This is a genomic window from Streptomyces sp. NPDC005774, from assembly GCF_042871645.1.
In the GTDB taxonomy this organism is placed as follows: Bacteria; Actinomycetota; Actinomycetes; order Streptomycetales; family Streptomycetaceae; genus Streptomyces; species Streptomyces pratens.
On the sequence record NZ_JBIAIV010000054.1, the window covers coordinates 1 to 25,408 of the forward strand.

The window sequence follows — 25,408 nt, forward strand, 5'->3', positions numbered from 1 at the left end:
GCGCCGACGACCACGTGTTCATCTGAACGAGCACCGCACGGACTCAGGTTCGAGCCGCAGCCGTGCCGCCCGGATTGGGAATCGCTTCTTAGGAGTTTTCCCTGGGCGGGGCTGTGGCCTGCGGAGACGCGGGCCACAGGGTGTCTGCCCTGGGGAAGGAATCCTCAGTGGTTCTCACGTGTTCACGGTGCTTCCCGTGCTCATGTGTGCTGAATACGTGCCGGTGGACGCTGTCCGGCAAAGGCCATGGGTTACTTGAGGACCCGGCGAGCGGCCGGAGTGAGGTGCGGGCGTCCCGTCAGACCTTCTCGACTCGCACGGAGCGGCCCGCGAGGAGTTGAACCATGTCGTCGGTGTCGGAGGTGAAGACAGTTGTCTGAGCTCCCTGGGCGGCTTCCCGCCCGGCCACAGCCGCCAGAACGGCGTCGATGGCGTACTTGTGCCCGTGCAGGCCGGCTGTCTTCAGCATGTCGCGAGCCATGGCGATCACCTGGTCGTCCGTGTGCACAACGCGGATCCGGGACAGTGTCCAGTTCCACAGCGCCTGCCTCGACGCTTCGCGCGGGTCCCATGCCTCCAGGGTGGTGAGGGCCGAGGTGACGATCGGGATGTCGAGCCGAGGGGCCGTCTTGATCAGCACGGCCATCTCCCGATCGCCCTGGACCGCCTTGGAGAGAGCCTCGGAGTCGAACACGAAGACGCGCTGCCGTGGCCGGGACAACTTCGCTCGGACAGCGCGGCTCACGCGGCCTCGCCCGAAGCCGACCGCTGTTCGTCATGCCAGCCGTCGATGGCGGCGATGCGATCCAGTGCTGCCTGCTGCTCGTCGTCCGTCACGGTGCCGTGCTCTTCCTCGAGACGATCGGCCAACTCGCGCAGTCGGTCCATCGCGTCCTGATGAGCGGCGGCGGCCGCGATGTAGCCGGACACTCCGCGTGCGTCGACGCGCTCCTTGATCGATTCCACCAGCTCTTCCGGCACGGTGATGGTGATCTTCCGGGTTGCCATACTTCAAGTATGCCAGGCTCTGGGTGGCGCGGCCTGCTCTTCTCGGAGAAACCGGTTCCGAAGTGCAGGAACGTGCGAGATACCCACGACCCCGAACACGACGAAGGGCCGGCTCGGTAGGAAACCCCTCTGAGCCGGCCCTTCTCTTCTGTGCCCCGGCAGGGTTCGAACCTGCGACACCCGCTTGAAGGGAGGGGCTGGGGTGTCTGGCCGGTGACCTGCTGCTTCGCCGGCCGAGTCGGCGGGCACAGATGCACCCGCCGACCACCCCTGTTGCCCGTGACTGCCCCTGCACCTGGCACGGCTGTGGCACGCGGTGACTGTGCGTCCGCCCATCGACCCTGAGCCGGCCTCAGTCCGGGGGTCGGTCATCGACCGGAGGGCTATCTCTCGTGCTCCGGAAGGTTGAGACCGCTGAGCTTGTAACGTACCGAGACCTCATCGGCCTGTTGTTGGACCTGGTCCCGCAGTTGAGCCAAAGCCTCATTGAACCTGCTGTCGGATCCGGGGCCGAAACGTCTGCCGTTAGGGCCGCCCGCTTCGATGAAGTTCGTGAAGGCCTGACGCATGGCGCGTAACCAGATGCGCAGGTCGCTTCCTGGCTTCTTCAGCTGGGTCAGGTACTCGGACAATTGAGTGCGGCACTCGGCGGCCGATGCGAGGCAGGCTGTGGCCTCGGCCTGTGGGCGCGCGTGCCCGATCGTCAACACGCGTTTGTCAGTCAGGAAGTCCATGACCTCCTGGGCGATGGCCCTGTCCGACTTCGTGAACTCCCAGTTGACGCCAAAACCGAAAGCGCTGAACGCCGTTGGCCGGATGCCCATCCGTCCCCCTCCCGTCGATGGCCTATGTCTATCAACCTTGAAGCATCGATGCGGCACAACCACGATCACCAGCCAGGGTAGTCAGCATGAGCCGCTGCAGTCCCGGGAGAGGAAGATCCCGGCTAAGAAGCTTTCCGCTTTCCGAACGTGAGCGGTTGGTTCGGCCGGTAGAGGCATAAACAGCACCCGGCGACGGGAGTGATGCGGGCGGTTCGTTCCGTTCGTGTCGCTCGTGGAGGTGCCTGTGCCGTCGGTGATCGGTTTGCTGGAAGCCCGTGAGAAGAAGGTCCGCGAAGAAGTCGCCCGTCTTCGGGCGGAGGCCGAACGCGTGCAGGCCGCGCTGGATGCCGCCGAACACTCCCTGAACCGTCTTGCCGATGCCCGGGCGATGGTCGCCGAGGTCCTGGCCGCCGAGCAGACCGCCCCGGCCGCGGGTCCGCCAAAGCGGGTGGTGCCGGGCCGGATCGTGCCGCCGTGGTCCCCGGGCATCGACGCCGGGGTGCTGGCGGTGGAGTATCAGCGGATCCTGTCGATCCTCTCCGCGGCACCCGACGGCGGATTGCGCGTGCCGGAGATCCTCGGCCGGATCGGCGGCGAGGTGACTGCGTCGAGGCTGGAGGGCGTGCGGGCCAGAGTGCGACGCCTGGCCGACCGGGGCTGGGTGCGGGAGGTGACCCCGAATGTCTTCGGCCGCCTCACCACCGAGACGCCGGCTGTCGCGGGATGAGCCCAGTGCGCCGGCGGCCGCCCGCGAGCCGGCGGCTCATGAGCATCGTCATGGACCAGAACACCATCGCCTCATGCATCTGCGGCAAGGTCTCGTAGTCACGGACGAGACGGCGTGAACGCATCAGCCAGCTCAGGGTCCGCTCCACCACCCAGCGGCGCGGCAGGACGGTGAACCCCCGGGCGGCGTCGGAACGTCGGACGATGTCGAGGACGAGACCGAGCCGGTCGGCCGCCCAGCCGACCAGGCTCCCGGAGTAGCCGCCGTCGGCCCAGACCCGCTCCAGGGAGTAATAGGCTGTCCGTCCCCGCTCGAGCAGAGAGACGGCGGCGTCACGGTCCTGGACACTGGCCGCGGTGACGGAGACCGCCAGGAGCATGCCGAGGCAGTCGACCAAAAGATGCCTCTTGCGGCCCCCGACCCTCTTCCCGCCGTCCCATCCGGATGTGGTGCGGGAAATGTTCGCCGCCGCCCGCACCGACTGCGAGTCGATGATGCCCGCGGACGGATCGACACCACGGCCCTCTCGTTCACGGACCCGATCGCGGAGCCGGTCGTGGAGTTCGACGAGGAGACCGGTCCTCTGCCAGCGGCGGGCGAACGCATGGACGCGGCGGAACGGCGGGAAGTCCACCGGCAGATTCGCCCACTTCACACCGTTGTCGGTGACGTAGAAGACGGCATCGATCATCTGCCGGTTGGCAGTAGCCCTCCGGACGGCCGCCTCGTCCTTCCAGCCAGACCGGAACGGGGAAAGCCGCACGGACCACCGCCCACTCCGCGTCCGTCATGTCGGAGGCGTAGCGCGGAGCCCGCTCGGGCCGGTCAGCCGCGTTCCCGAACGTGTGGGCGAGGCAGTCACACCTGCGGGCGGCCGCAGTGGACTCGCTGCATGTCGGCAGGACAGACTGGGACAACAGGGCCTCCTGGTGCTTCGGTTCGGTCTCGCAACCTCCGAGCTACCAAGGGGCCCTTCTTCTATGCGCTGCAGCTGACGCTGTCACCCGAACAGGAACCGTGTTCGATGATCAGGACCGCTGACCGGTAAGCGGATGACTTCTTACTTACGTGGAGCGACTTCGTGTCGCACACTGGGCGCTTCGGTTGGCGGGCTTCGCCAACTGAAGCGCCCAGCGCGGAGCGTGTCCGTTACCGTCTCGGTCCTGCTGCGGCGTACAGCACGGTACCGGTCGCCAGCAGGACCCACGCGGTCGCGGCGGACGCCGTCGTAGCGGGGGAAATGATCATCCAGTTGCTCACCTCTCCCGCGATGCCGGGCGGAACCGGGACGAGGAGGGTGAACGCGAGCCAGCCGATCGGCAGGGTCCATGCGAACTGTGCCCCGCAGAGCACCGCCCCGAGCGCGGCCAGGCCGACCAAGCCCGCGCTGTCGCGGACGACGAGCGCGGCCGGGGCGAGCTTGGCTCCCGCCGCCTGGACCGCCAGCAGCGCCGCCCCGGCGACCGCGCCGGCCAACAGCACGTGCGCCGCCCGCCGGGGCATCCACCGGATCGCGGCCGTCCGATCCAGCGCGGCGTCCTGCCCACCGAGCCCGACGGAAGCGGCCGCCACGTTCGCGGTCAGGATCAGGACCGCGGTCCCCAGGCTCATCGGGCCCGCGCCGTCCTGGTTGAAGGTCCACGCCGCCAGCGCGACGAGCGCGACCGCTGCGGCCGAGGTGGGCACCTGTCGTGAACGGGCGTACAGGATCAGCCACCTCATTGCGACGCCTTCCCCGCCAACACCTCGGTGTACCCCGTGCAGGAGAGGGCGGCGGCGTGCACCTCGGCCATCCGCGAGCGTTGCTCGGCCGGTGACAGCGCCATCAGCCGCTGCCAGACGATGTCGGCGTCCGCCTGTGTACGCTGCGAGTACGCGTAGGAGTCCGGCGTCTGCAGCGGTTTGAACTGGTGATCGCCCAGGGCCCAGCTCGCGGCGATGCTCTGTACGGGGATGTCGACCTGCCCCCCGCCCTCCCAAGGGGTACGCGGTGCGCAGTTCGGTACCAGGCCCTCGGCGACCAGGAGGCGGGTCAGTTCCGCCCCCGTCGCATGGGCGATCAGCGGGTCGTCGAAGTCGACCAGCACCGCGTCGCCGGAGAGTTGGCGGTCGTCGCCGAGCGCGCGCAGCTGGGTGTCCTCCCGCACCGAGTCCGGTGCCTTGTCGCCCAAGGCGTCGTGCAGCACGCGCAGCGTGTCCTTGCCGCGCGACGCGAGTTCGGGCAGGTGTGAGCGGTTTGCCTGCGTCACGCACACCGGCCCGTCGCAGACCAGGGTGGCGGCGGCCTTGTCGATGACGTAGGTGTCGCGCGGAGTGGCCGGGAGGATCAGCAGGGCCAGGGCCGCGCCGGCCAGGACGGGGGCCACCGCGAGCAGTCGGCCTCGGAGGGTCGCGGCCGACAGCAGTGCGAAACCGGTGGCGAGCAGGCCGAGCAGCCAGAGCGTCTGGCCGAGGTGCACGGAACCGGACAGGGTCAGCAGCATCTCCCGCGGCTCCGCAGTCGCCGGAAACAGCAGAGCGAGCCGGTTCGGCGCGACGCTCGACGGCAGTGCCTCATCATTGTTCTGCCGCAGGGAGAGGGTCGTCAGCAAGAGGAACACTGTCAGGGCCGGCGGGGTGAGCGCAGAAGGCACGGCCCGCGCGAGGCCCATGCCGAACACGGCCCCCGCGACGAGGGACAACGCCGCCACCAGCGAGATCGGCAGCCAGCCGAGACTCGTGTAGGCGGTGGCGCCGAGGGCCACCTGGACTCCGCCCACGAGGACCAGGAGGCCGAAGCCGGACGCCAGCACGAGTGCCGTTGCGCCGGCCGGCAGCGCCGTACGGCGCCAGGCCGGCAGCGGCGTGGTCGTCAGCAGTTCGGTCATCCGCGAGCGGGAGTCGCGCAGCCCGTACACCGCCCCCAGGCCCACCACGAGCGGCCACCAGAAGCTCAGCAGGTACCGGGTCCACAGGGCCATGGAGGTCCACTGGGCCGTCCATCCCGCGTCACCCTGCCACCAGATCCCGTCGATCAGTAGGAGGACCGCCAGGCTGCCTGCCAGGACGACGGCGCCGGGCCACGGGGCGATGGAGCGCTTCAGCTCGATGCGCAGGACACGTGCGTTCACCAGGTGCCTCCCGGCTGCTCGGAGCCCTGGAGCAGCGCCGAGTAGCCGCGCTCCAGGGGGCTGCCGCCCGGGTGTTCGGGGCCGCCCGCCGCGGCCAGGTCGTCCGGCGTGCCCTGGAAGACGAGGCGGCCGTCGGCGAAGAGCACCACGTCGGAGCAGGCGGCCGCGACGTCCTCGACCAGATGGGTGGAGACGACCACACACGTGTCGCGGCCCAGTCCCTGCAACAGCTCGCGGAAGCGCAACCGCTGCGCCGGGTCCAGGCCGACTGTCGGCTCGTCCAACAGCAGCACCGCGGGATCGTTGACGATGGCCTGAGCGATGCCGGCCCGCCGCACCATGCCCCCGGACAGGGTCTTCATCCGATGGTCGGCGCGGTCCGCCAGGCCCACCCGTTCCACGGCCCGCTGGACGGCCGCGGGGACGGCTGCCTTCGGAACCTCCTTCAACCAGGCCATGTACTCGACGAACTCACGCACTGTGAAGCGCTTGTAGTAGCTGAAATCCTGCGGCAGGTAGCCGATCCGGCGGCGCAGGGCCCGGTAGTCAGCCATCGCGCCCACGCAGGTGCCGAGCATCTCCAGTTCGCCCTCGGTGGGGCGCAGCACGGTGGCCAGCGTCCGGATCAGGGTGGTCTTTCCCGCTCCGTTGGGTCCCAGGAGGCCGTGGGTGCCGATGCCCAGGCAGAGGTCGAGTCCGTCGACGGCCATCTTCTTGCGTCCGACGCGTACTCTCAGGCCGCTGGCCCGGATCTCCCAGGCGTAGGTTTTCGGCGCGGTGTCGGCCGCGTTTGTGGTGGGCATAGCGCGGTGGTCCCTTTCGAAGGTCGACGATGGTTTCACAGCGTTGAGTACGCGTTTCTGCGGGCGATCACGGCGCCGATGCCGAGCGCGAGGAGCAGCCCCCACACGGGCAGTTGGTCGGGCTGGAAAACAATTCGCAGGGCAAGGGGGGCGTGGCCGGTGACCCACGTGGGCGCCACGACGACGACGCCCCACGCGACCGCCAGCCCGGTGGCGGCGCGGGTCACGCCGACCAGGCTGCCCAGCGCCAGGGCGGTGGAGGTGAAGGCCAGGGAGGGCAACAGCCACTGCGCGGCCGTCATGGTTCCGGTCAGCCAGCCCTCCACCAGGAGCCCGGGCAGGACCACCACGAGAACCGCCGTGGTGCGCCTGAGGAGCAGGGGCAGGCCGGCTCGGGCGGTCGAGGCCGTCAGTTCGTACGCCGGGTCCAGGCCGCGCGACCACGATGCGGCGACACCACACAGCGGCAGCACGGGTGCGATCGCCAGCACGGGAGGGATGTCGCCGAAGAACGTAGGCGGCGCGAGCGAGTCCAGCAGCAGCGCCATCAGGGTAACCACGACGGTCATGGCCAGCCACGGGGCCATGGCCGGCGTCAGCCAGGCCGACAGCCACCTCGGGCGGTGTCGCCGCGAGGGTGTCCTGACGGCCGCGTCCAGCTGCGGTTCCAGACCGGCCCGGACGGTGTCGAGGAGCGTGGCGATGCCGGGCACCTCGGTGGCCACGGAGGCCGCCAGACGACTCCGGCACATCGCGCACGTCTCCAGATGGGCCTCCAACGCCCACACCGCGTCCACGGCCATCTCCGTATCACCACGTGCGTAGTCGTCGAGCAGCCGCATCGACGCGTGTTCCCCGCTCATGCCAGCGCCTCCCGCATCGCGATCCGGGCCCGGCGGGCGCGGGTCTTGACCGTGCCTTCGGGCAGTCTGAGCAGGACGGCGGTCTCCCGCACGGAGAACCCGTCCAGCACCATGGCCTGCAGGACCTCTCGAAGTTCCGGCGCCAGTCGCCGAAGAGCGTCACCGACGTCCCCGTCGACGGTCCCGGCCAGTGCCTCGTCCTCCGCCGCGGGCACCACCGCCCGCTCGGCGGCGGCGACCGGCGGCTCGGCATGGTGGGCACGGCGCCGGAACGCGTCGACGAGGCGGCGCGCCGCGATCGTCCACAACCATCCGACGGCCGTCCCGCCAACCGCGCTCCCGGCGAACGCGCCGGCCGCGCGCCACACCGCCAGATAGGTCTCCTGCATGACCTCGGCGACGATCTGCTCGTCCGCGCAGCGGCGGCGCAACCGCACAGCCAGCCACGGCGACGTGCGCCGGTACAACTCGTCGAACGCCCCGCGGTCACCTCTGGCCACCAGCCGGACGAGGCGCTCCTCGTCCAGCTCGTCCAGTGCTCTGACACGTGATCTCACACCAGCCAGACGCCCGATGGTGCGCACAGGTTCTACGTCTGACGTGGTGTGCGTCACAGTGCCACGCGTGGAGGATTCCGATCCCCGTGAACCCCGGTCGCCGGTTGCGATCCGGCTCGGCGGAGGCGTCCGGGTTGCTTGCGACCGCGTACCGGACGTCGGTGAGCCTGTTGCTGAAGCGAGCCGACCAGGGCAACGCCTGGCTTGCGGCCGGTCGGGCCATGGCCGAGGCGGAGCGGTCCGGGGACCCTGTCGTCCTCGCCGCCAGTGTCCGCGTTCACGCCCACGTGCTCGTGCGGGAGAAGCACACAGCCCAGGCCGTGAACATGGTCCGCCACACTGCCGACCAGCTCACCGGCTCCTACGACCAGCGCTCGCCCCGGTACCTGGCAGCGGTCGGCCTGCTGTTGCTCCGCGGGGCGACCGCCGCCAGCAGGAACGGCGACCGCGCCACCACCCAGGACTTCCTCACCGAGGCCCAGGAGGTGGCCCGCTACGTCGCCTTCGACCGGCCGGACGCCTGGGCGAACTTCAGCCCCACCAACGTCGCCCTGCACGAGGTCAGTGCGGCCGTCTCCTTCGGCGACGCCGGCATCGCTCTGCACACCGCGCGCCCGCTCATGCGGCGGCACATTCCCGTCCGCGAGCGCCGGGCCGCGCTCTGGGTCGAGGCCGCACGCGCCTACAGTCAGCAGGGCAGGCTCGCCGACGGCTACCAGGCCCTGCGCATCGCCGAGAGCTGCGCGGCACAGGATGTCCGCCGCCCGGCCGTACGCGAACTGGTCGCCGACATGGCAGCCCGCGACCGCCGCCGGGCACTGCCCGAGCTGCACCACGTCAGCCGCCAACGGGGAGTGCCCGCGTGAGTGATCAGCACGACAAGCCGTTCCTCCAGATCGTGGTCTGCGCGGCCGGGGTCGTTGCCGACGTCGGCCGACTGATCACCGCGGCACAGGAGCGTCACTGGGACGTCGGCGTCATCGCCACCCCCAAGGACTCGGCTTCCTGGAAACGGAGGCGGTCGAGGCCCAGACCGGCCGCCCCATCCGCTCGGCCTGGCGATCATCGGGCGAACCGCGCCCGACTCGGCCCGCGGATGCGATCGCGGTCGCCCCGGCCAGCTTCAACACGGTCAACAAGTGGGCCGCCGGGATCTCCGACAACCTCGCGCTGGGCATCCTGTGAAGCGCCCGCCATGGGCGTCCCGATCGCTGTACTGCCGTACCTGAACTCCGCGCAGGCCGCCCACCCGGCATACCGCCAGAGCCTGGACCGGCTACGAGAGATGGGTGTACTGATCGGCTCGTACGAGCCTCACCGGCCGAAGGCCGGCGGCGGGGCCGACCGCTACCGCTGGGAGGACTGGAGGGGCCTCGGCCACCTCAGGCTCACGCCGCACAAGCTGCGTCACATGGCGGCCTCCCTTGCCATTGCCAGCGGCGCGGACGTCAACGTCGTCCAGAGCATGCTCGGCCACAAGTCCGCGACCTTGACGCTGGACACGTACGGACACCTCTTCCCCGACCGCCTCGATGAGGTTTCGAAGAAGATGCACAAGCGCCGTGCCAAGCAGTTGGCCAAGGCGAAGACTGAGCTGGCGAAGGCGGAGAGGAAGGCCCGCAAGGCTGCCGAGGCGGTGGCGGTCCTGGAGGACGTCACAGCATGATGGGTGCCTGATCTGTGCCGAGGCACAGGAACCGATGGAGCCGGAACACCGCACCGGTGAGGGCTCGCCGCTCAGAACGGGAGGTCTGCGACGTCACCCGGCGCGAGATCCCATCCGGCCGACGACGACGTCGCGGTCGGCGCGTCGCACACCGCGAACGGGTTCCGTCGGACTTCCAGGCCCGTCGTGTCCTCGCCCCACGCGGAGAGGGCCTCGACGGCCCGCTCCTGGTACTGCCACAGGGCGCTGACGGCCAGCTTCTCTCTCAACAGCGGGGCCGTGGCCGTCCAATGGTGGCGCAGGTGAGGGTCGTCCAGCAGGGGGATGCAAGCGGCGAGGGCTGCTTCACGGACATGTGGATCGTGGTCGTCGAAGCAGGCGGAGACGGCGGAGAAGAGCAGCGGGCGGATCTCGCGGGTCCGGATGAACGGGGGGTGGTCCTCGGGTGGGAAACCGAAGCGGCGCATCGTCGCCTCGGCCTGGTCGTCGGCGGCGTCGGCCACTGAGTTCAGCCATCCCAGCAGTTCGGCGCGCAGCGGGCCGGGGAAGTCGTGGGGCCTCTTGTCGACGGGCAGGGCGGTGCGCGGGTCGAGGAGGATGGCGGCCACGTAGAGCGCGGCCGGGACCGTCGCGGCGTAGAGGGTGTTCTGGTGGTGCACCACGTGGTGCAGGTGGTCCAGGGCCTGGGATCTCGTGTGTTGGTCGTCGGCGAAGAGCGCGATGAGCTGCGCGGGGGTGTCCTCTGTCGTCCCGTAGGCGTGTTCCAGGGCGCCCCAGTCGGTCTTGGCCAGTACCGCGGCGGGCTCGGGCAGGATCGCCGGGCTCACGGATGCTCTCGCCTGGCCCGGTCCATCGCCTTGACCGTCGCGTTCTCGGCGAGCTGCTGGATCTCCTCGGGCACCTCGCGCTTGTCGAGGACGAAGAGCCGGTCCCCGACAAGCCTGGTGGCCGGCTTGGCTTTATCGAGCAGTAGTGACGTCGCATGTCGATGAGTTTGGGAGGTGCCTATTTCCACGGAGGGGTGATGTCGACGAGTTCGGGAGGCACCAGGGTTCTTGCCAGGGCAGCATCGAGGTGCTCCTGGTGAAAGGTCCTGGTCATGCCGCGGATGTCGAAGGTCGAGCTGTACGCGGCGATCCGGCGTGACCATCGCGACGGCATGTCGATGCGGGAGCTCGGAGGTGCCGCTACCGCCGACCACTGTTCCGTTGGTCCCCGAGGCCGGAGTACCGCCCGGGCGCCCGACGCCGCCGGACGACCACCTGATTCGGCCGGCCCCGAATGTACGGGGCAGGTGTCCTCGCCGTCAGGCGACGCCGTGGCGTTGGGCAGCCAGTCGGACCTCGGCGACCGCGCCCGGTTGTTCCAGCAGCATCGTTCCGGCTTCCTGCCCCAGGTGGTGAATGCGCAGGCGGGGACCGTCGACGATCACCCGGAGCTCGGGCCAGGGGTGCTTCCAGAGCAGCTCGGCGCGTTCCCACATCTCCACGCCGCGTGAGGTGACACGGAGGTGGTACTGCGCCCCTTCATGGGGCGAGGGCGGGGTGTGCTCGGTGTACGGGGGCCGCACCGCGTAGGTGCCGATCACGCGTTCCCCGGGTTCCAGCCGGGCAGCGCGGATGCCGTCGATACGGCCGATCTTTGATCCGGCCCAGCCCGCGAGTCCGGTCGCGGGCAGGGCGAGTGCCAGTACCTGCCACCAGGGCAGCACCCCCGCACCGAGACCGATCACCGTCGCGCCCGCGATGCCCGCGGACACGGTGGCCCGGACTGTCCTAGTGCGCCGTATGACGGCGTTGTCCTCGTCCATCCCCGTTCCCCCTGGTCCCTGGCCGCCCACGGGGTCGGCTCAGGGCGTCGTCGTCGCTGTCACCCTACTGCGGGCGGCCATGGCGCCGCCTGGCGGCTCTCTCAACTGATCGCTTGTGAGGGGCGGTAAGCGGAAGCTGCCCTACCGTGAATGACTGTACGGAGGGCCCCAAGGCCGTGCTCCCACCTTCGACGGCCAGACACAACAGTGCCGTCGTTTGTCATCGACATCCGCAAGCTGGGTGATCACCAACCGCCTCCGGAACCGGTCAACAAACGCTGTTCCTAGAGATCAATGAAGCCACCGGCTTCCAGCCGAGGCAGCGGCCCGCCTCCAGAGCGGCACGCCGGACGTCCTTGAGGTCGCCCATCTCCGCCAGGTCGTCGCTGCTCAGGATCAACTGTCCGTGATAGCCCTGGTACTCGGGCTTGAGGGCGGCCTGCAGCAGCGACTGGAGGTGGTCGATCAGCTTCTCGTACCGGTGCCGGGCCAGCTCATCCTTGTCGGGCATCCTGCACAGCTCCCCACCATCCGCGCGCACGGCATGTGTGCCATATGTGTGCTGCAAGCACAGGAGCCCTCCCATCCGCTGGACGGAAGGGCCCCTGACCTGGTGTTTCTCTGTGCCCCCGGCAGGATTCGAACCTGCGACACCCGCTTTAGGAGTTTTCCCTGGGCGGGGCGTTGACCTGCGGAAACGTCGATCTTGGGGTGTCTGGCCGGGGAAAACACCCCTTTGGGGTTCTCGTGGGTTCGCGAGGTTTCCCGGCCTCATGTGTGCTGAATCCGTTCCGGGCCGACTGCGGGGGGAGGCCTCTTGCCGCAGGTCGTGGGCGGGTGCGGCGCGGCCAGGGGGAAGCGCACTCTGCGCTATGAGGGGAAGGACGGGCCGCTCGGTCGCGAACTCCCGAGAGGCGCGGCAGACGGCACGCAGAGCATGCCCCGGCTCTGGGGCGGCCTGCCGCGCGCGGCGCAGGCGGGCGGCGAGTTCGCCGAAGCCGTCGATGGCGACGGCGCTCACGAAGGCGTCCTTGCCGTTGAAGTGGCTGTACAGCACCGGCTGGCTGTACTCGACGCGTTCAGCCAGCCGTCGCGTCGTCACCGCCTCCCGGCCTTCGGCCTCCGCGAGTTCGCGCGCGGCTGTGATGATCAGCTGATGACGGTGGGCGCGTTCACGTTCACAGCGCTCGTTGATGGCGGACACGACAACGCCCTAGCAAGGCTAGTCAAGCTGTCGAGGCTAGAACTATCGTCGCTGTCACTTCTGGCGTCGCCAGGAATCGCTGCGGGCGCTGCCACCGGGAGGGGAAGCAACCCATGCTCACCAACGTCGCCACCGTGCTCGCCGGACTGATCGGCGCAGGCATCATCTTCGTCGGCGCACGAGCCTTTTGGGCACCGCAGGCCGCGGTTGGCTTCGGCATCCCCGGCACGCCGACCGGGGACCGGAACTTCCAGGCCTGGCTGTCCGTCAAGGCCGTGCGCGACATGGCCTCGGGGCTCTTCATCTTCATCCTGCTGGCTGGAGCGACACCCCACTTGCTGGGCTGGTTCATGCTGGCCGCCACCGGCATACCCGTCGGCGACGCGCTGATCGTGCTGCGCAACAACGGGCCCAAGGCGGCCGTTTACGGCATTCACGGGACCACCGCCGTGGTGATGCCGGCGATCAGCGTGCTCCTGCTCGTTGCGTAACCGCCTGTCACGCCGCTTGGGCCGGGTAGTGCGTCCACCGACGGACGGGCGGGTCCAGGGTGAAACCGGTCTTCGGTTCGGCGCGGGTGTTGAGGCAATGACGCGGATGGAGCACAGCAGTTCGCGGGCCGCGCTGATCTGTCAACACATGACCAGTGACCGTGACCGGGCCATAGCCGACCGGTTCGGGGCCATGATCCGCAGCGGTGGGGGGGAGGCCTGTCCGGCTCCAGCGGATCGGGTGATGCGCCGACGTGGTGACGTCGGGAGGAGCTCGGGGCGAGCGTGCTGCGGCACGTGCAGGAGCCCGCCGGGGAGTGGGGTGATGGCGGATCCGGAGGAGGACGACTACTGCGTGGTGCAGCGGACCGGGTCTGCTCGGTGGGGTATGACCCACCTGCGGCGCCTGCCATGCCTTCGTGTTGCGCGAGCGCGGACGCCCTCGTCGTAGGTCCCGCTACCCTTGCGGGCACGCTGGCCCGACGATCATGACGGCCGGCTTCGCAAGCGACACCGGTACCCGCTCGACGTACCCGAGTACGTGCATCCCGGGGCCGGTTGGGAGGAGGTCCCGTGAAAGAGAAACCACCTGTGCCCGCCGAATCGCCTGTGCCCGCCGAACCGCCTGAGCGGTCCCGGCAGTCGGGGCGAATACCTGAGGGAGAGGCCGCGGACACGGGAAGAGCGCAGAGGGCGGGAACACCACCGAAGGGCAGGTCGCGCGCGACGACGGACACGCGGCCCGGCGAAGCCCCCAGCCTCGTGTACGCGGGCGCCCACGGCCTCTGGTTCACCGACCTGCGCCGCGGATCACCCTCCATCGTGGGCACCGCCGTCCTCTGGGCGGCGCTCGCCACCGGCGTGCTCAGCATGACGCTCCTCAGCGACGGTGTGGGCGTCAATCTGTTACTCGTCGCCCTGCCGGCCACGCTCACCGCGTACTTCGCCGCGCGCCAGGCAGGCCGGGTGCAGGCCCGCTCCTGGACGCTCGCCTGGGGCCTCGGAGGGATCGCCCTCTTGCTGGTTCCGGCGCTGCGCGCCGCCCAGTGGCCTTCTCTCCTCGCCGTGGCCACCGCCATCGGTCTCGCATCGCTCGCCCTCCACGGCTCGCGGACCTGGGCCGGCGTCGTCCTCAGCCCCTTCGGGCTGGTCGACTCGTTGTTCAAGGGCGCCGGGTGGGGCTGGCGAGGAGTGCGCGCCCGGGCCGGTAACGCCTCCGGCAACGTGGGTTCCGCGCTGCGCGCCCTTGTGGTGACGGCCGTGCTCCTCCTCGTCTTCGGCGCACTGTTCGCCGGGGCCGACGCGGCCTTCGCCGACCTGCTGAGCAGGCTGGCCCCGGACACGTCCGTCGGCGACGGCCCCTGGCGGCTGGTGCTGTTCGCCCTCGGGCTCCTCGGTGCCCTCGCGGCGGCACACAGCGCCGCCGCCCCTCTGTGGTGGGACAGTTTCAAGACCGGTCCGGGCCACGCCCGCGGCCGGGGCGAATGGGCGCTTCCCCTGCTCCTGCTGTGCGTGCTGTTCGCCGTCTTCAACGCCATCCAGCTCGCCGTCCTGTTCGGCGGATACAAGGCCGTCCTGGACAAGACCGGCCAGACCTACTCCGAGTACGCGCGGCAGGGCTTCTGGCAGCTCCTCATCGCCACGCTGCTCACCCTCCTGGTCATCGTCCTCGCACTGCGCTGGGCACCACGCGGCGGGCCCGGTGACCGGAACCTGGTGCGGGGAGTCCTCGGCACCCTGTGCGCACTCACCCTGATCGTGGTCGCTTCGGCGGTACGGCGCATGGACATGTACGTCGAGGCGTACGGGCTGACCCGGCTGCGGATCTCCGTCGTGACCGTGGAGCTGTGGCTCGGCCTGGTCATCCTGCTGATCATGGCCGCCGGAGTCTGGGGCGCACGCTGGCTGCCCCGCGCTGCCGCCGCGTCGGCCGCTGCCGGGGCCCTCGCCTTCGGCCTGGCCGCTCCCGACGGGCTGATCGCCGAGAACAACGTGCGGCGATACGAGAAGATCCACAAGTTCGACCTGGACTACGCGCGTGGCCTCTCGGCGGACGCGGTCCCGGCTCTGGACAGACTGGAAGAGCCCATGCGGTCCTGCGTCCTCGGCCCCCTGGCGGAGAAACTCGGTCCGGCAACGGCGTCCTGGTACGAGATCAGCTGGGGAGAGGTTCACGCCCGGCGGATCCTCGAGGAACGGCCGCCGGTGACGACCGGCCCGGGAACCTGCAGCAGCAGCGGGGAGAGCCTCGAGTACTACCGCTGACCGGGAGGCCCCGTTCCGCCGGGGCGGGCGGCCGGCCGGGCCGGCCGCGGTGTCCGGGATCTTCGGGCCCCTCACCCGCCGCCGGCCCGGGTGTCGGTTGTGCTGATGACGTCGCCGCGCCGACGGCTGCCGACCTTCCCGCCCTTCTCTGCGACGGCCTTCAGCGCCGCGAGCTCGGTCACTTCTTCGAGTGGCACACGGTCGACCTATAGTTTGGCCTCATGAGCCGTTGGAGCGAGTTGACCGGGGAGACGTCCGGAGAGGATTACGCCGCACGGTTCGCGGCCCTGGCCCGTAGCGGGGAGGACGTGCACGGTGAGGCACGGTTCTGCGCAGCTCTCGTGCCTGCCGGAGCGCGGGTGCTGGACGCGGGGTGCGGCACCGGACGGGTCATGATCCGGCTTGCGGAGCTCGGGTACGACTGTGTCGGGGTGGATCTCGACGCGTCGATGCTGGCAGTGGCGCAGCAGCAGGCGCCGGAACTGCCCTGGTTCCAGGTCGATCTGGCCGGATTCGAGCCGGACCTGCTCGGCATCGCAGCGGACTTCGATCTTGTGGTCGCTGCAGGGAACGTTTTCCCGTTGCTCGCCGCCGGCACCGAGGCCATGGTGGTCAAGCGCCTGGCCGCGGTCCTGCGTCCGGGCGGTCTGATGGTCACCGGCTTCGGCCTGGACGAAGCCCACCTGCCCGTGCCGCCCAGCATCACGCTGCCGGAGTACGACGACTGCTGCGCCGCAGCCGGCCTCACCCTCGTCGACCGCTTCGCCACCTGGGACGCCGCCCCTTACGACGGCGGCGGCTATGCCGTCAGCGTCCACCGCCGGTGAGGATGTGCGGGACATCTTGATCACCCGCGCCCACCAGGGGGCCGGCAGCTTCTCCGAGCAGTCCGCGAGCAGTTCCCTTGGTCACTCGGGTGATGGGTCCGGTGGCTCACGCCGGCCGTCGGGCGCCCGGAGGGTGATGTTCCGGTGCTGGAGCGGGTGCGCCTGAGCGAGGAGTGGCGCGGGTTCGGGCTGGGGCCGGTCCTGGCGGCGGAGACGATCCGGCGGCTGTCCGCGGGATGCTGTGCTGTGGTCACGGATCCGGGCATGGCCGACGACTGGTACTGGCCGGACGAGGCGGAGGGCCGGCCCGTGCTGCGGCGCGGGGACGCCGGGGGGAGGCTCGCCGTCCTGTGCGGGAGCATCGGGCTCCGGCCCTTCCGGGACGGCGTCCACCTTCTCGATCTCTCCCGGCGCGGGCCGGCCGAACCGCACGTGCCGGGGCGCGAACACCTGCGGGCCCTGTCGCACGGCTACTACGAGGCCGGCCGCGCCGAGGAATGACCGGGGCGCTGTCACGTTGTTGGACATGGGGTCTCTTCCTCGACCACGTGGCGAGGGACCGCCTGTACGCGCTGTTCCACCTGATCGCGTTCCGCGGGCTGCGACGGGGCGAGGCGTGCGGGCAGAAGTGGACCGACACCCACCTGGACGCCGGTCTCATCACCGTCGCCAAGCAACTCGTCGTGGACGGCTGGGAGGTGTACGAGGACGACCCCAAGACCGATGCCGGCGCGCGGACCATCGCGCTGGACTCCGACACATCCCGGCCCTCGAGCGGCACCGCGCCCAGCAGGACATGGACCGCGAGGAATGGGGGAGCGCCCGGGTGGAGACCGGCCGCGTCTTCACCCAGGAGAACGGCGAGATGCTCCACCCCGTCAACGTCACCCGACGGTTCGTCGAACTGTACGAGGAGATCGGCCTCCCACCGGTCCGGCTCCACGACCTCCGCCACGGGGCCGCGACGCCGGCCCACGCGGCCGGGGCCGACCCGAAGGACATCCAGGAGATGCTCGGCCACTCCTCGATCACCATTACGGCCGACACGTACACGAGCCTGCTGCCCGAGGCGGATCTGGCGATCGCCGAGGCCGCGGCCCGGCTCGTCCCGCGTGCCCGCGCCGCCTCCGAGAGCACCGCTCCCGAAACGGAGCCAGAGCCCGATGACGCGGAGAAGCCCGGTCCGGAGTCCGTGCCGGATGACGCTGATCCGTTGGGGGAGATTTCGGAGATCAACTCTCCGACCGCTCACGCACCGCTCACGCACCGCTCACGCAAACGGCCCCGGACGAGGAGTCCGAGGCCGAATAGAGCGCCTCCCCTGGGGGAGAAGCCCCAGGTCAGAGCGGTAAGGCGTTGTGCCCCCGGCAGGATTCGAACCTGCGACACCCGCTTTAGGAGTTTTCCCCGGGCTGGGCTGTGACCTGCGGAGATGCGGGCCGCAATGTGTCTGACCAGGGGAAACGCCCCTCCGTAGTTCTCACGGGTTCACGGGGTTTCCCGTCCTCATGTGTGCTGAATCCGTTCGGGGGACCTGTCTGGCGGGCGTCGAATCGAGCGCGTGCCTGTCGGTCGGCGCGGTACGGATTCCTTCTCTTCCCCCTGGGTGATGACGTCACCCGACGCAGCGAGAGTGTCCGCCGCAACAAGCGCGGGTCACCAACTGCTCTTGCTCACGCCGGAGAGTTCGCCCGCGTAGGCCATCTCGCGTACGCGGATGCGGGACAGGCCGAAGGCGCGCAGGTGGCTGCGGGGGCGTCCGTCCACAGCGTCGCGGTTGCGGAGGCGGGTGGTGCTGGCGTCGCGGGGCTGTCGGCGCAGTTCCCTCTGGGCGGCGGCGCGTTCGTCGTCGGATGTCTGGGGGTGAGATGATCGCCTTCAGTTCGGCGCGGTGCGCGGCATGCATGTCGCTGCAGGCAAACCCACGCATCGGCAGCACCACCCGAAAACAGCCAAGTCGACCCGGACGGTGTCGGTTCCCTCGTTCACCGCCGAGGGCTACGGCAGCAGCTCGTGCTCCTTGCGCATGAGGGTCCCGAGCACCTGATCTTCTTCAGCCGGAACGGCACGCCACCGACCACGAACAACATCAGGCGTCGTCTGCGTGCGGTGCTGGACGAGGCTGGAATCGCGGGCGTGACACCGCATTCATTCCGGTGCACCGTGGCCACGGTGATCGATTGCGCGGGCGGCGTCGACCTCGCGGCAGAGATGCTCAGGCACATGTCCTCGAAGATCATCAAGCAGCACTACATCGAGCCCGACGAGACCGTGAATCCGGTGACGGTGGAGATTCTGGAGTCCCTTGCGCCGCGGCAACCAGAAGCCTGATCTCGAGGGTTTGCTGATCTGCGGCGAGACCGAGGAGTAGACGGGTCCTCGATGTAGCGCCACCATCGTGTCGTGACGGGGAGCGCCTACGTCGTTGTGGCGGGCCTGCGCTCGCTCGACCTCGCCTCAGTGAGACCGTGCTGTCGCTCGAACTCATCAAGCCAGGTCAGGCAGTTGACCGCCCAGGCGATCTCCGACTCGGCGCGCTGCAGATCGCCACCGTAGGCCATCTCGCGCAGCGCAAGCACGAGTTCCTTCTGGACCTCGGTCGGTGCGTCTGCGATGCGCTGCTCGATTCGAGGGTGCTGCCGACTCCTCATGACGTCGACGAAGTCTTGGATGTTCTTGCGACGTGCCTCGAAGTGTGCGAGATGAGTCTCGAAATGGCGTCGGATGTCCTTGACGTCGTTGTGGTCGCCGAAGATCAGCTTCAGGCGCTCACTGTCCCGGTTCGGCGGGTACGTCGGCGGCTCGCTCGCCCACTGGCGGACGGCTGAGCGGCCCTCGTCGGTGATGGAGTAGACGCGCTTCTCGAGCTTCGAGCCGACGGTGACCGCCTCCGAGGTGATCAGGCCCTTCGTCTCGAGCTCCTTCAGGCGTGGGTAGATCTGGCTGTGTGCCGCGCCCCAGAACCAGCTGAGGCCAAGATCCATCTGCCTGACGAGGTCGTACCCGGAGCCCGGCCCGGTGGAGAGCCACCCAAGGATCGCGTAGTTCAACGACATAGGGACGAATGCTACCTGCCGAAGTCTATACCTCGCGACATGTAAGAACTTTCATGAAAGGACTTGCATGATTCGGTCGAGTCGGCCTAGGTTGCGGCTCATGTCACAGACGCCCGTCTCACTCGTTGTTGGTGGTACTTCAGGCATTGGAGCCGGGGTCTCTCGGCTCCTGTCGGCTCGCGGCAACACGGTTGTCGTCTCCGGCTCGCGGTCCGAAGCCGACGCCGCGCCGCTGCTCGCAGATCTCGATCGCGCCATCTACCTGCAAGCCGACATGCAGGAGCCCGAGAGCCCGGCGAAGCTGATCGCCGCGATTCAGGCTGCACACGGCCGCCTGGACGACGTCATCTACTCGGCCGGCGCGACCGTGAAGATCCCGCACGCCGATCTGGAGGCGGTCACCGACGACGTCTGGGAACGGATCCTCGGCATGAACGTGGTGGCCCCGTGGCGCCTGGTGAAGGCAGCGGCTCCGGCCCTGCGCGCCAGCGGCAACGGCACACTGACGTTCGTCGGCGCGCTGGCCGGCGTGGACGTCGGTGGCAGCAGCATCCCGTACGCCGTCTCGAAGGCGGCCCTGCACCACATGGTGAAGCTGCTCGGCGGCGTCCTCGGCCCGGAGGTCCGCATCAACGCTGTCGCGCCGGGTCTCATCGAGACCCCCTGGACGAGCGGTGATGCGTGGGATGCCCTCTACGACCACGTCCGCGAGGTCGCCCCGCTCAAGCGGGTGGGTCGCCCGGAGGACGTCGCCGAGCTCATCGTCGCCCTGATGAAGGCCGGCTACACCACTGGCCAGACCGTCGTCGCCGACGGTGGCCTCTCGCTCATCCCCTGAAGAAGTCTTAAGAAGGAACGCCCATGTCTACAGCCAGCACCGAGCACTCCGTCACCCTCGGGCGGGGCGTCGAGCCCGATCCCAGCACCCGGCGCTTCCGTCGCATCGTTACCGGCGTGAACGAGGCCGGGAAGTCTGTGATCGTCTCCGACGGCGAGACGTCCTCGATCCAGACGGTCGCCAACACCCCGACGTTCGTTGTCACCAACCTGTGGCAGCACACGGAGGTCCCGGTGAACAACGACGGCCCGGTCGACGACGGTGTCGGCGGCGCGGTGAGCCTTGACCCGCCGCCGGGCGGCTCGGTCTTCCGCATGGTCGAGTTCCCGCCGGACAGCCACTGGCGCGACCGCGAGGACGGCCCGGCCGACCAGGTCCACGCCACCCCCTCGCTCGACTACGCGATCGTCATGGAGGGCGAGATCTGGGCAGTGCTCGATGGCGAAGAGACCCTCATGCGACCCGGCGAAGTACTGATCCAGCGCGGCACCCGCCACGCCTGGTCGAACCGATCCGACCAGCAGGCCGTGGTCGCCTTCGTCCTCATCGGCGGCACCGTACCGGCCGGCCACTGAGAGACCACAGAGACAAGGAGAACAACGTCATGGCACAGGTTGTCGGCACCATCAGCCTTTCTCACTCACCTCTGTGGAACCTCGCGCCGGACCCGGCGACGGGCGAGCCGGGCGCGGAGTTCGTCGAGTCCGTCGAGCACGCCCGGGGGATCCTCGACTCGCTGCGTCCGGACGCCGTTGTGATCTTCGGGCCCGACCACGCCCGCGGCGTGTTCTACGACCTGCTCCCTCCCTTCACGATCGGGATCGAGCGTGTCGAAGGTGTCGGCGACTACTGCACCCCGAAGGGTGAACTCCCGCTCGCGACCGGTCTCGCCAAGGCCATCTTCGAGGGTGTCACCAAGCGTGGCTTCGACCCGGCCATCTCGCTCGACATGCGCATCGACCACGGCCTCACCCAGGTCTACGCGCGGCTGGTTCCCCACCTCGACATCCCGATCGTTCCGGTCATCGTGAACTCCGGCTGCCCGCCGCTCCCGTCCTTCGAGCGCAGCTACGACTTCGGCAATGCGGTCGGTGAGGCGATCGCGGAGAGCACGGGTTTCGAGCGCGTCGTCACCATCGGCTCGGGTGGCATGTCGCACTGGCCGGCCTCCATCGACGCCTACGACGAGACCATCACCCCGGAGTGGCGCGACTTCCTGATCCACGGTCGCCCTCGCGTCGACGAGGTCGAGGCCGGCCGCGTCGCGAGGGCGCAGGCACTCGCTGACGGCAACGCCACCGGCGAGGTCGCCGATGGATGGGACACCGCGCTCCTGAGGCGGCTGGCAGCCGACCCGGCCACGCTGCGCACTCTGGACGGCGAGGACGTCGTGGGCCTCGCCGGCCCGGGCGCCTGCGAGTTGCGCACCTGGGCGGCCGCGAGCGCGGCTTGGGGTGGTGAGCTGGCGTGGACGGCGTACGAGTCGGTACCGAAGTGGATCACCGGCATGGGCGTCGTTGCCAGCCTTGCTCCCGTGAAGGCGGCGATCTGACCGTGATGGGCACTACCGACTACAGGACCGACCCGTTCTTCGGCCTCGAGGACGTATGGCTTCCCACCGCAGAGGGCGAGATCACTCATCTGCATGACGTTGGGGAAGGGACTCCGGTCGTCTTCCTCCACGGTTCCGGCACCGGTGTCTCCGCCGCCGCCAACTGGTGGTTGACGCTTCCGGCGGTGCAGGGCGATGTCCGTGCGATCGCACCGGACATCATCGGGTTCGGGGCGACCGTGCAGGCACCCGACGCGACCTACGGAATCCGTGAGTGGGGAGCCCACACGCTCCGCGTACTCGACGCGCTCGGCATCGAGAAGGCCTGGCTGGTCGGCAACTCGCTCGGCGGGTGGATCGCCCTCCAGCTTGCCATCGAGCACCCCGACCGGGTACTCGGTGTGATCTCGATGGGCACGGGAGGAAGCGCCCCGACCGCGGCCATCAAGGCGCACGCCACGCCGAACACGGAGCTCGCCGCCCTACGCCGCTCGTTCGAAGGCTTCGTGACCGATCCCCACCTCGTCACCGACGCCATGGTCGCCGCCCGCCAGGTGGTTGCCGAGTACGAGGTCGCGTCGGGGCGTCTGGACCACGTCATCGAAGCCAGGGAGCGCGACCGTGCGGCACTGCCGTTGGACGGCGACGCGCTCGCCAGGCTCGAGCTGCCGGTACTGCTGGTGCACGGTCTGGCCGATCACGTGATCCCGCCGGCTCGCACCTGGGAACTGGTCAACGTCATCCCGACAGCCGATGCGGTGCTCCTTCAGGGATGCGGCCATTGGTCTCAGATCGAGCGGGCCGACGCGTTCGCACAGCTGGTCACGGATTTCATCGCGGGGCGGTGGCGGAGCAGGGACTCCCGAGCGGCAAACATGTAACGACTTACATGGAAACTCTTGCAGAGTAACGGGGGGCGCATTAGCGTTCGGCGGGAGTCACGCCAAGGCATTCGGGGATTGCCCGGACTACTCACCAGGCGCCGCAGAAGGCGCTGGATCGGACTTTCGGAGGACTCAATGAAGATCCTGGTCGACCTGGACAAGTGCCAGGGGTACGGCAACTGCGTGATGGCTGCGCCGGAGGTGTTCGATCTCTCCGAAGCGGGCAAGGTCGTCGTCCTCGACACCGACACGTCCGACGTGGCCTCCCTGCGGCAGGGCGTACGCGAGTGCCCGGCGCATGCGCTGGAGCTGGCGGAATGACCCGGCCGGCGGATCGGCCCGTGGTCGTTGTCGGTGGGTCGCTGGGTGGTGTCCGCGTCGTCCAGGCGTTGCGCGACCAAGGCTACCGAGGGCGAGTCGTCCTGATCGGCGCCGAGACCGAGCTGCCGTACGATCGTCCGCCGCTCTCGAAGGAACTGCTGCGCTCCGGTGACGGACCCAACCTCCTGATCACCGCTGACCAGCTTGCGGCGCTCGACATCGAGGTGCGCCTCGGCGTCCGGGCGACGGCCCTCGACTCAGCGGCCAAGACGGTGACCTTGAGCAGCGGAGACGAGCTCGGCTTCAGCTCACTTGTGATCGCGACAGGCAGTACTCCGCGGTACTTCCCCGAGTGGGGAAACTTCGCCGGCGTGCACCAGTTGCGTACGTTCGCGGACTGCGCCGGATTGCGCGAAGAGCTGCGGCCAGGCACGCGACTCGTCATCGTCGGTGCCGGCTTCATCGGCGCCGAGGTGGCCTACAGCGCCCGGCAGCTCGGCGTCGAGGTGGTGATCCTCGACAACACCGAGGCCCCGCTGGCCCAAGCGATCGGATCGTTCTTCGGCGACATGACCAGGGCCATCCATGAGGACGCCGGCGTCGAACTCCACCACGGGATCACGGTCGTCGGCTTCGAAGGTGACGCGCGGGTGCGCGGCGTGCGGCTCGCCGACGGTTCCTTCATCGAGGCCGACACCGTCCTGGTCTGCATCGGCGCGCGACCCGCCGTCGACTGGCTCCAGGGCTCGGGGCTCGAACTGGAGAACGGCGTGGTGTGCGACGCCACGCTGACCGCAGCCCCGGACGTCTACTCCATCGGTGACGTCTCGAACTTCCACAACATGCTGCTCGACGAGCGCATGCGCGTGGAGCACTGGACGAACGTGGGAGAGCAGGCCGCGTACGTCGCCAAGGTGATCGCCACCGGTAAGAAGGGCGACGGCTTCGGCTCGCTCCCGTTCGTCTGGTCCGAGCAGTTCGGCATCAAGATCGAAGTCGTCGGCCGCCCCCGACCCACCGACGCGGTCCGCATCGTCGAGGGCTCCCGCGAGGACCGGCAGTTCCTCGCGGTCTACGAGCGCGACGGCAGGGAGGTAGCGGCCATCGCCTTCAACTCGCCGCGGAGCATGTTCCAGCTCCGTCGCCGCTTCCTCGCAGAACTCAACGCAGCCCGTGCCTCGGTCACGGTCGGCTGAAGCCCAACACCACTCTCCATTCGGCACCGCCGCCGGGGCATGGAAGGAACAGGAAAGAAATGACCGCAGTACAGCACGGCAAGGACGGCGTCGACGCCTTCCTCACCAACGTGGCCACCGACCTTGACAACGGTGTGCTTCCGATTCGCGCGTTCTCCGACCCCGAGCTGCACCAGCTCGAGCTCGAGCGCGTTTTCGCCAAGAGCTGGGTGTACGTCGGCCACGTGACCGAGATTCCCCACCCGGGCGACTATGTCCTCCGCTACGTCGGCAAGGACCAGTTCATCCTGGCCCGCGACGAGAACGGCGAGATCAACCTCCTGTTCAACAGCTGCATGCACCGGGCTACCGCCGTCTGCCACGCGGAAAAGGGCAACAGCTCCCACTTCCGCTGCCCGTACCACGGCTGGATCTACAAGAACAACGGCGACTGGAACGGCGCTCCCCACCGCGTGAACGCGTACCCGCGCACCATGGACCCCAAGCAGTGGGGCCTGCGCAAAGCGCCTCACCTCGACACATACCAGGGCCTCATCTTCGTCAATCTCGACCCCGACGCCATCACGCTGAAGGAGTACCTCGGCGACATGGCGTGGTACCTCGATGTCACGTTCGGGCTCAACTCCAGCGGCATGCGAGTCGTCGGCGATCCCCAGCGGTGGATCGCTGGTGCCAACTGGAAGTCCGGCGCCGAGAACTTCGGCGGCGACGCCTATCACGTCCCGCACCTGCACCGTTCGGGTGAAGAGACGGGCGTGTTCCCCCGCATCGACGCCGCCCTCTCGGGTCAGTTCCACATCGCCGTCGACGGCGGCCACAGCATCGTGGCCAGCCGCGGCTTCCTCCCGGAACCGTGGGTGCTCGGCGGCTGGCCGCCGGAGGTCGCCGCCATCTTCGAGCTTGACAAGCTCAGCCCCGACCAGCGGGAGTTCGTCGAGAACGGCTGGTGCGCCACCGTGTTCACGATCTTCCCGAACCTCTCGATCATCCACGCTCCCGGCGTGTATGACGCCCAGTCGACCCCGCCTGTGCTCATGACCGCGCTGCGGCAGTGGCAGCCGTTCGCCCACGACAGAACAGAGATCTGGAACTGGCCGATGGAGTGGATCGACGCTCCAGCCGAGTTCAACCGCCTGTCCTACGACACCGCGATCAACTCGTTCGGTCCGGCCGGCATGTTCGAGCAGGACGACACCGTGGCCTGGGAGGGCCCCGCCGACGTCGGTACGTCGGTGTTCGCCCGCCAGACCATGAAGCTCAACTACCAGCTCGGCCAGGGCACCCCCGGCGGATTCGGCCTGGTGGAGGACTGGAAATTCCCCGGGGTCGCGACCAAGACCTCATACGACGAGTACAACCAGCTTCGTTTCTGGAAGCACTGGCAGAAGGTGGTGTCGGGACAGTGA

General features: G+C 69.0%; 30 protein-coding genes and 5 pseudogenes. 17 read left to right on the plus strand and 18 right to left on the minus strand.

Features of this window, described 5'->3' with window-relative positions:
- Window positions 1–298: 298 nt before the first annotated feature.
- From ACFYQA_RS32675 to ACFYQA_RS32685, 3 genes are all read right to left on the minus strand, one after another.
- Window positions 299–745, minus strand: coding sequence for a hypothetical protein (locus tag ACFYQA_RS32675; RefSeq protein WP_388925772.1), 447 nt, complete (start codon window positions 743–745; stop codon window positions 299–301).
- On the minus strand, window positions 742–1,008 hold the full coding sequence (locus ACFYQA_RS32680; RefSeq protein ID WP_355244376.1) for a hypothetical protein: 267 nt from the start codon (window positions 1,006–1,008) through the stop codon (window positions 742–744). Before ACFYQA_RS32680 ends, ACFYQA_RS32675 begins: the two co-directional genes overlap by 4 nt.
- Before the next feature lie 383 nt (window positions 1,009–1,391).
- Window positions 1,392–1,832, minus strand: coding sequence for a DUF6650 family protein (locus ACFYQA_RS32685; protein WP_388925775.1), 441 nt, complete (start codon window positions 1,830–1,832; stop codon window positions 1,392–1,394).
- A 253-nt stretch (window positions 1,833–2,085) separates the two neighbouring features.
- Here ACFYQA_RS32685 and ACFYQA_RS32690 point away from each other — a divergent pair, with 253 nt between their 5' ends.
- Window positions 2,086–2,559, plus strand: a complete 474-nt coding sequence (locus ACFYQA_RS32690; protein WP_388925778.1) for a hypothetical protein — start codon at window positions 2,086–2,088, stop codon at window positions 2,557–2,559.
- On the opposite strand, the gene ACFYQA_RS32695 is transcribed toward ACFYQA_RS32690, so the two are convergent.
- The 6 genes from ACFYQA_RS32695 to ACFYQA_RS32720 all read right to left on the minus strand — a co-directional run bounded on the left by ACFYQA_RS32695 (window position 2,528) and on the right by ACFYQA_RS32720 (window position 7,892).
- A complete protein-coding gene (locus ACFYQA_RS32695; protein ID WP_388925781.1) occupies window positions 2,528–3,250 on the minus strand; it encodes an IS5 family transposase in 723 nt (240 codons plus the stop codon). The genes ACFYQA_RS32690 and ACFYQA_RS32695 overlap by 32 nt on opposite strands.
- A 458-nt stretch (window positions 3,251–3,708) precedes the next feature.
- The gene (locus ACFYQA_RS32700; protein WP_381369712.1) at window positions 3,709–4,281 is read right to left on the minus strand and encodes a hypothetical protein; all 573 of its coding nucleotides are present in this window, start codon (window positions 4,279–4,281) and stop codon (window positions 3,709–3,711) included.
- The gene (locus ACFYQA_RS32705) at window positions 4,278–5,669 is read right to left on the minus strand and encodes a hypothetical protein (RefSeq protein ID WP_388925784.1); all 1,392 of its coding nucleotides are present in this window, start codon (window positions 5,667–5,669) and stop codon (window positions 4,278–4,280) included. The genes ACFYQA_RS32700 and ACFYQA_RS32705 overlap by 4 nt, the downstream gene beginning before the upstream one ends.
- Window positions 5,666–6,472 carry an ABC transporter ATP-binding protein gene (locus ACFYQA_RS32710; RefSeq protein WP_055593274.1) on the minus strand — a complete coding sequence of 269 codons (807 nt, stop codon included), beginning with the start codon at window positions 6,470–6,472 and terminating at the stop codon, window positions 5,666–5,668. Before ACFYQA_RS32710 ends, ACFYQA_RS32705 begins: the two co-directional genes overlap by 4 nt.
- A 35-nt stretch (window positions 6,473–6,507) precedes the next feature.
- Window positions 6,508–7,335, minus strand: a complete 828-nt coding sequence (locus ACFYQA_RS32715) for a zf-HC2 domain-containing protein (protein WP_388925787.1) — start codon at window positions 7,333–7,335, stop codon at window positions 6,508–6,510.
- Window positions 7,332–7,892 (minus strand): RNA polymerase sigma factor, encoded by a 561-nt coding sequence (locus ACFYQA_RS32720; RefSeq protein WP_055593282.1) that lies wholly within the window; start codon window positions 7,890–7,892, stop codon window positions 7,332–7,334. Before ACFYQA_RS32720 ends, ACFYQA_RS32715 begins: the two co-directional genes overlap by 4 nt.
- A 110-nt stretch (window positions 7,893–8,002) precedes the next feature.
- Here ACFYQA_RS32720 and ACFYQA_RS32725 point away from each other — a divergent pair.
- From ACFYQA_RS32725 to ACFYQA_RS32735, 3 pseudogenes are all read left to right on the plus strand, one after another.
- Window positions 8,003–8,758, plus strand: a pseudogene (locus tag ACFYQA_RS32725) (transcriptional regulator); the annotation flags it as partial.
- Window positions 8,755–9,255, plus strand: a pseudogene (locus ACFYQA_RS32730) (flavoprotein); the annotation flags it as partial. The pseudogenes ACFYQA_RS32725 and ACFYQA_RS32730, both read left to right, overlap by 4 nt.
- Window positions 9,256–9,285: 30 nt before the next feature.
- Window positions 9,286–9,558, plus strand: a pseudogene (locus tag ACFYQA_RS32735) (tyrosine-type recombinase/integrase); the annotation flags it as partial.
- Window positions 9,559–9,629: 71 nt separating this feature from the next.
- Here the strand turns inward: ACFYQA_RS32735 and ACFYQA_RS32740 are convergent.
- From ACFYQA_RS32740 to ACFYQA_RS32765, 6 genes and pseudogenes are all read right to left on the minus strand, one after another.
- Complete coding sequence (locus tag ACFYQA_RS32740) at window positions 9,630–10,385, minus strand: hypothetical protein (protein ID WP_388925789.1); 756 nt, start codon at window positions 10,383–10,385, stop codon at window positions 9,630–9,632.
- Window positions 10,382–10,573, minus strand: coding sequence for a hypothetical protein (locus ACFYQA_RS32745; RefSeq protein WP_388925792.1), 192 nt, complete (start codon window positions 10,571–10,573; stop codon window positions 10,382–10,384). Before ACFYQA_RS32745 ends, ACFYQA_RS32740 begins: the two co-directional genes overlap by 4 nt.
- Complete coding sequence (locus ACFYQA_RS32750) at window positions 10,564–10,719, minus strand: hypothetical protein (RefSeq protein ID WP_388925795.1); 156 nt, start codon at window positions 10,717–10,719, stop codon at window positions 10,564–10,566. The genes ACFYQA_RS32745 and ACFYQA_RS32750 overlap by 10 nt, the downstream gene beginning before the upstream one ends.
- 145 nt (window positions 10,720–10,864) lie before the next feature.
- Window positions 10,865–11,368, minus strand: a complete 504-nt coding sequence (locus ACFYQA_RS32755; protein ID WP_388925798.1) for a hypothetical protein — start codon at window positions 11,366–11,368, stop codon at window positions 10,865–10,867.
- Between the two features lie 268 nt (window positions 11,369–11,636).
- Window positions 11,637–11,879, minus strand: a complete 243-nt coding sequence (locus ACFYQA_RS32760) for a hypothetical protein (RefSeq protein WP_388925860.1) — start codon at window positions 11,877–11,879, stop codon at window positions 11,637–11,639.
- Between the two features lie 369 nt (window positions 11,880–12,248).
- A pseudogene (locus ACFYQA_RS32765) lies at window positions 12,249–12,572 on the minus strand (TetR/AcrR family transcriptional regulator); the annotation flags it as partial.
- A gap of 113 nt (window positions 12,573–12,685) precedes the next feature.
- Between ACFYQA_RS32765 and ACFYQA_RS32770 the strand changes: the two are divergent.
- Together ACFYQA_RS32770 and ACFYQA_RS32775 are read left to right on the plus strand one after the other, a co-directional pair.
- Window positions 12,686–13,063: a DUF4267 domain-containing protein gene (locus tag ACFYQA_RS32770; RefSeq protein ID WP_388925800.1), complete on the plus strand. Its 378-nt coding sequence runs from the start codon at window positions 12,686–12,688 to the stop codon at window positions 13,061–13,063.
- A gap of 762 nt (window positions 13,064–13,825) precedes the next feature.
- Window positions 13,826–15,328, plus strand: a complete 1,503-nt coding sequence (locus ACFYQA_RS32775; RefSeq protein WP_388925803.1) for a DUF4173 domain-containing protein — start codon at window positions 13,826–13,828, stop codon at window positions 15,326–15,328.
- Between the two features lie 71 nt (window positions 15,329–15,399).
- On the opposite strand, the gene ACFYQA_RS32780 is transcribed toward ACFYQA_RS32775, so the two are convergent.
- Window positions 15,400–15,525 (minus strand): hypothetical protein, encoded by a 126-nt coding sequence (locus tag ACFYQA_RS32780; protein ID WP_388925806.1) that lies wholly within the window; start codon window positions 15,523–15,525, stop codon window positions 15,400–15,402.
- A gap of 24 nt (window positions 15,526–15,549) precedes the next feature.
- Between ACFYQA_RS32780 and ACFYQA_RS32785 the strand changes: the two genes are divergently transcribed.
- The 3 genes from ACFYQA_RS32785 (at window position 15,550) to ACFYQA_RS32795 (ending at window position 17,578) form a co-directional block, all read left to right on the plus strand.
- On the plus strand, window positions 15,550–16,155 hold the full coding sequence (locus ACFYQA_RS32785) for a class I SAM-dependent methyltransferase (RefSeq protein ID WP_388925808.1): 606 nt from the start codon (window positions 15,550–15,552) through the stop codon (window positions 16,153–16,155).
- Window positions 16,156–16,299: 144 nt separating this feature from the next.
- Window positions 16,300–16,656 carry a hypothetical protein gene (locus tag ACFYQA_RS32790; RefSeq protein WP_388925811.1) on the plus strand — a complete coding sequence of 119 codons (357 nt, stop codon included), beginning with the start codon at window positions 16,300–16,302 and terminating at the stop codon, window positions 16,654–16,656.
- 295 nt (window positions 16,657–16,951) lie between these two features.
- On the plus strand, window positions 16,952–17,578 hold the full coding sequence (locus tag ACFYQA_RS32795) for a tyrosine-type recombinase/integrase (RefSeq protein ID WP_388925814.1): 627 nt from the start codon (window positions 16,952–16,954) through the stop codon (window positions 17,576–17,578).
- 233 nt (window positions 17,579–17,811) lie between these two features.
- Here ACFYQA_RS32795 and rpsN read toward each other — a convergent pair.
- Window positions 17,812–18,085 (minus strand): annotated as a pseudogene (gene rpsN / locus ACFYQA_RS32800) (30S ribosomal protein S14).
- Between the two features lie 83 nt (window positions 18,086–18,168).
- Between rpsN and ACFYQA_RS32805 the strand changes: the two are divergent.
- Complete coding sequence (locus ACFYQA_RS32805) at window positions 18,169–18,486, plus strand: tyrosine-type recombinase/integrase (protein WP_360034802.1); 318 nt, start codon at window positions 18,169–18,171, stop codon at window positions 18,484–18,486.
- A gap of 86 nt (window positions 18,487–18,572) precedes the next feature.
- Here ACFYQA_RS32805 and ACFYQA_RS32810 read toward each other — a convergent pair whose 3' ends face one another.
- Window positions 18,573–19,211: a PadR family transcriptional regulator gene (locus ACFYQA_RS32810; RefSeq protein WP_388925817.1), complete on the minus strand. Its 639-nt coding sequence runs from the start codon at window positions 19,209–19,211 to the stop codon at window positions 18,573–18,575.
- A gap of 100 nt (window positions 19,212–19,311) precedes the next feature.
- Here ACFYQA_RS32810 and ACFYQA_RS32815 point away from each other — a divergent pair, with 100 nt between their 5' ends.
- The 7 genes from ACFYQA_RS32815 to ACFYQA_RS32845 all read left to right on the plus strand — a co-directional run bounded on the left by ACFYQA_RS32815 (window position 19,312) and on the right by ACFYQA_RS32845 (window position 25,408).
- Window positions 19,312–20,049 (plus strand): SDR family oxidoreductase, encoded by a 738-nt coding sequence (locus ACFYQA_RS32815; protein ID WP_360034808.1) that lies wholly within the window; start codon window positions 19,312–19,314, stop codon window positions 20,047–20,049.
- Between the two features lie 23 nt (window positions 20,050–20,072).
- The gene (locus ACFYQA_RS32820) at window positions 20,073–20,624 is read left to right on the plus strand and encodes a cupin domain-containing protein (protein ID WP_360034811.1); all 552 of its coding nucleotides are present in this window, start codon (window positions 20,073–20,075) and stop codon (window positions 20,622–20,624) included.
- 29 nt (window positions 20,625–20,653) lie between these two features.
- A complete protein-coding gene (locus ACFYQA_RS32825; protein WP_388925821.1) occupies window positions 20,654–21,601 on the plus strand; it encodes a hypothetical protein in 948 nt (315 codons plus the stop codon).
- 5 nt (window positions 21,602–21,606) lie between these two features.
- Complete coding sequence (locus ACFYQA_RS32830; protein WP_388925823.1) at window positions 21,607–22,482, plus strand: alpha/beta fold hydrolase; 876 nt, start codon at window positions 21,607–21,609, stop codon at window positions 22,480–22,482.
- A 138-nt stretch (window positions 22,483–22,620) separates the two neighbouring features.
- Window positions 22,621–22,806: a ferredoxin gene (locus ACFYQA_RS32835; protein WP_360034820.1), complete on the plus strand. Its 186-nt coding sequence runs from the start codon at window positions 22,621–22,623 to the stop codon at window positions 22,804–22,806.
- 20 nt (window positions 22,807–22,826) lie between these two features.
- Complete coding sequence (locus ACFYQA_RS32840) at window positions 22,827–24,002, plus strand: FAD-dependent oxidoreductase (protein WP_360034823.1); 1,176 nt, start codon at window positions 22,827–22,829, stop codon at window positions 24,000–24,002.
- A gap of 59 nt (window positions 24,003–24,061) precedes the next feature.
- Window positions 24,062–25,408: a Rieske 2Fe-2S domain-containing protein gene (locus ACFYQA_RS32845; protein ID WP_388925826.1), complete on the plus strand. Its 1,347-nt coding sequence runs from the start codon at window positions 24,062–24,064 to the stop codon at window positions 25,406–25,408.

What these genes read in the sequence shown, in the direction of transcription:
- ACFYQA_RS32680 (WP_355244376.1), bottom strand. Translation starts at nt 1,008, where the DNA reads ATGGCAACCCGGAAGATCACCATCACCGTGCCGGAAGAGCTGGTGGAA.
- ACFYQA_RS32685 (WP_388925775.1), bottom strand. Translation starts at nt 1,832, where the DNA reads ATGGGCATCCGGCCAACGGCGTTCAGCGCTTTCGGTTTTGGCGTCAAC.
- ACFYQA_RS32695 (WP_388925781.1), bottom strand. Translation starts at nt 3,250, where the DNA reads ATGATCGATGCCGTCTTCTACGTCACCGACAACGGTGTGAAGTGGGCG.
- ACFYQA_RS32700 (WP_381369712.1), bottom strand. Translation starts at nt 4,281, where the DNA reads ATGAGGTGGCTGATCCTGTACGCCCGTTCACGACAGGTGCCCACCTCG.
- ACFYQA_RS32710 (WP_055593274.1), bottom strand. Translation starts at nt 6,472, where the DNA reads ATGCCCACCACAAACGCGGCCGACACCGCGCCGAAAACCTACGCCTGG.
- ACFYQA_RS32715 (WP_388925787.1), bottom strand. Translation starts at nt 7,335, where the DNA reads ATGAGCGGGGAACACGCGTCGATGCGGCTGCTCGACGACTACGCACGT.
- ACFYQA_RS32750 (WP_388925795.1), bottom strand. Translation starts at nt 10,719, where the DNA reads ATGCCGTCGCGATGGTCACGCCGGATCGCCGCGTACAGCTCGACCTTC.
- ACFYQA_RS32755 (WP_388925798.1), bottom strand. Translation starts at nt 11,368, where the DNA reads ATGGACGAGGACAACGCCGTCATACGGCGCACTAGGACAGTCCGGGCC.
- ACFYQA_RS32760 (WP_388925860.1), bottom strand. Translation starts at nt 11,879, where the DNA reads ATGCCCGACAAGGATGAGCTGGCCCGGCACCGGTACGAGAAGCTGATC.
- ACFYQA_RS32770 (WP_388925800.1), top strand. Translation starts at nt 12,686, where the DNA reads ATGCTCACCAACGTCGCCACCGTGCTCGCCGGACTGATCGGCGCAGGC.
- ACFYQA_RS32785 (WP_388925808.1), top strand. Translation starts at nt 15,550, where the DNA reads ATGAGCCGTTGGAGCGAGTTGACCGGGGAGACGTCCGGAGAGGATTAC.
- ACFYQA_RS32795 (WP_388925814.1), top strand. Translation starts at nt 16,952, where the DNA reads ATGGACCGCGAGGAATGGGGGAGCGCCCGGGTGGAGACCGGCCGCGTC.
- ACFYQA_RS32810 (WP_388925817.1), bottom strand. Translation starts at nt 19,211, where the DNA reads ATGTCGTTGAACTACGCGATCCTTGGGTGGCTCTCCACCGGGCCGGGC.
- ACFYQA_RS32815 (WP_360034808.1), top strand. Translation starts at nt 19,312, where the DNA reads ATGTCACAGACGCCCGTCTCACTCGTTGTTGGTGGTACTTCAGGCATT.
- ACFYQA_RS32820 (WP_360034811.1), top strand. Translation starts at nt 20,073, where the DNA reads ATGTCTACAGCCAGCACCGAGCACTCCGTCACCCTCGGGCGGGGCGTC.
- ACFYQA_RS32825 (WP_388925821.1), top strand. Translation starts at nt 20,654, where the DNA reads ATGGCACAGGTTGTCGGCACCATCAGCCTTTCTCACTCACCTCTGTGG.
- ACFYQA_RS32830 (WP_388925823.1), top strand. Translation starts at nt 21,607, where the DNA reads ATGGGCACTACCGACTACAGGACCGACCCGTTCTTCGGCCTCGAGGAC.
- ACFYQA_RS32835 (WP_360034820.1), top strand. Translation starts at nt 22,621, where the DNA reads ATGAAGATCCTGGTCGACCTGGACAAGTGCCAGGGGTACGGCAACTGC.
- ACFYQA_RS32845 (WP_388925826.1), top strand. Translation starts at nt 24,062, where the DNA reads ATGACCGCAGTACAGCACGGCAAGGACGGCGTCGACGCCTTCCTCACC.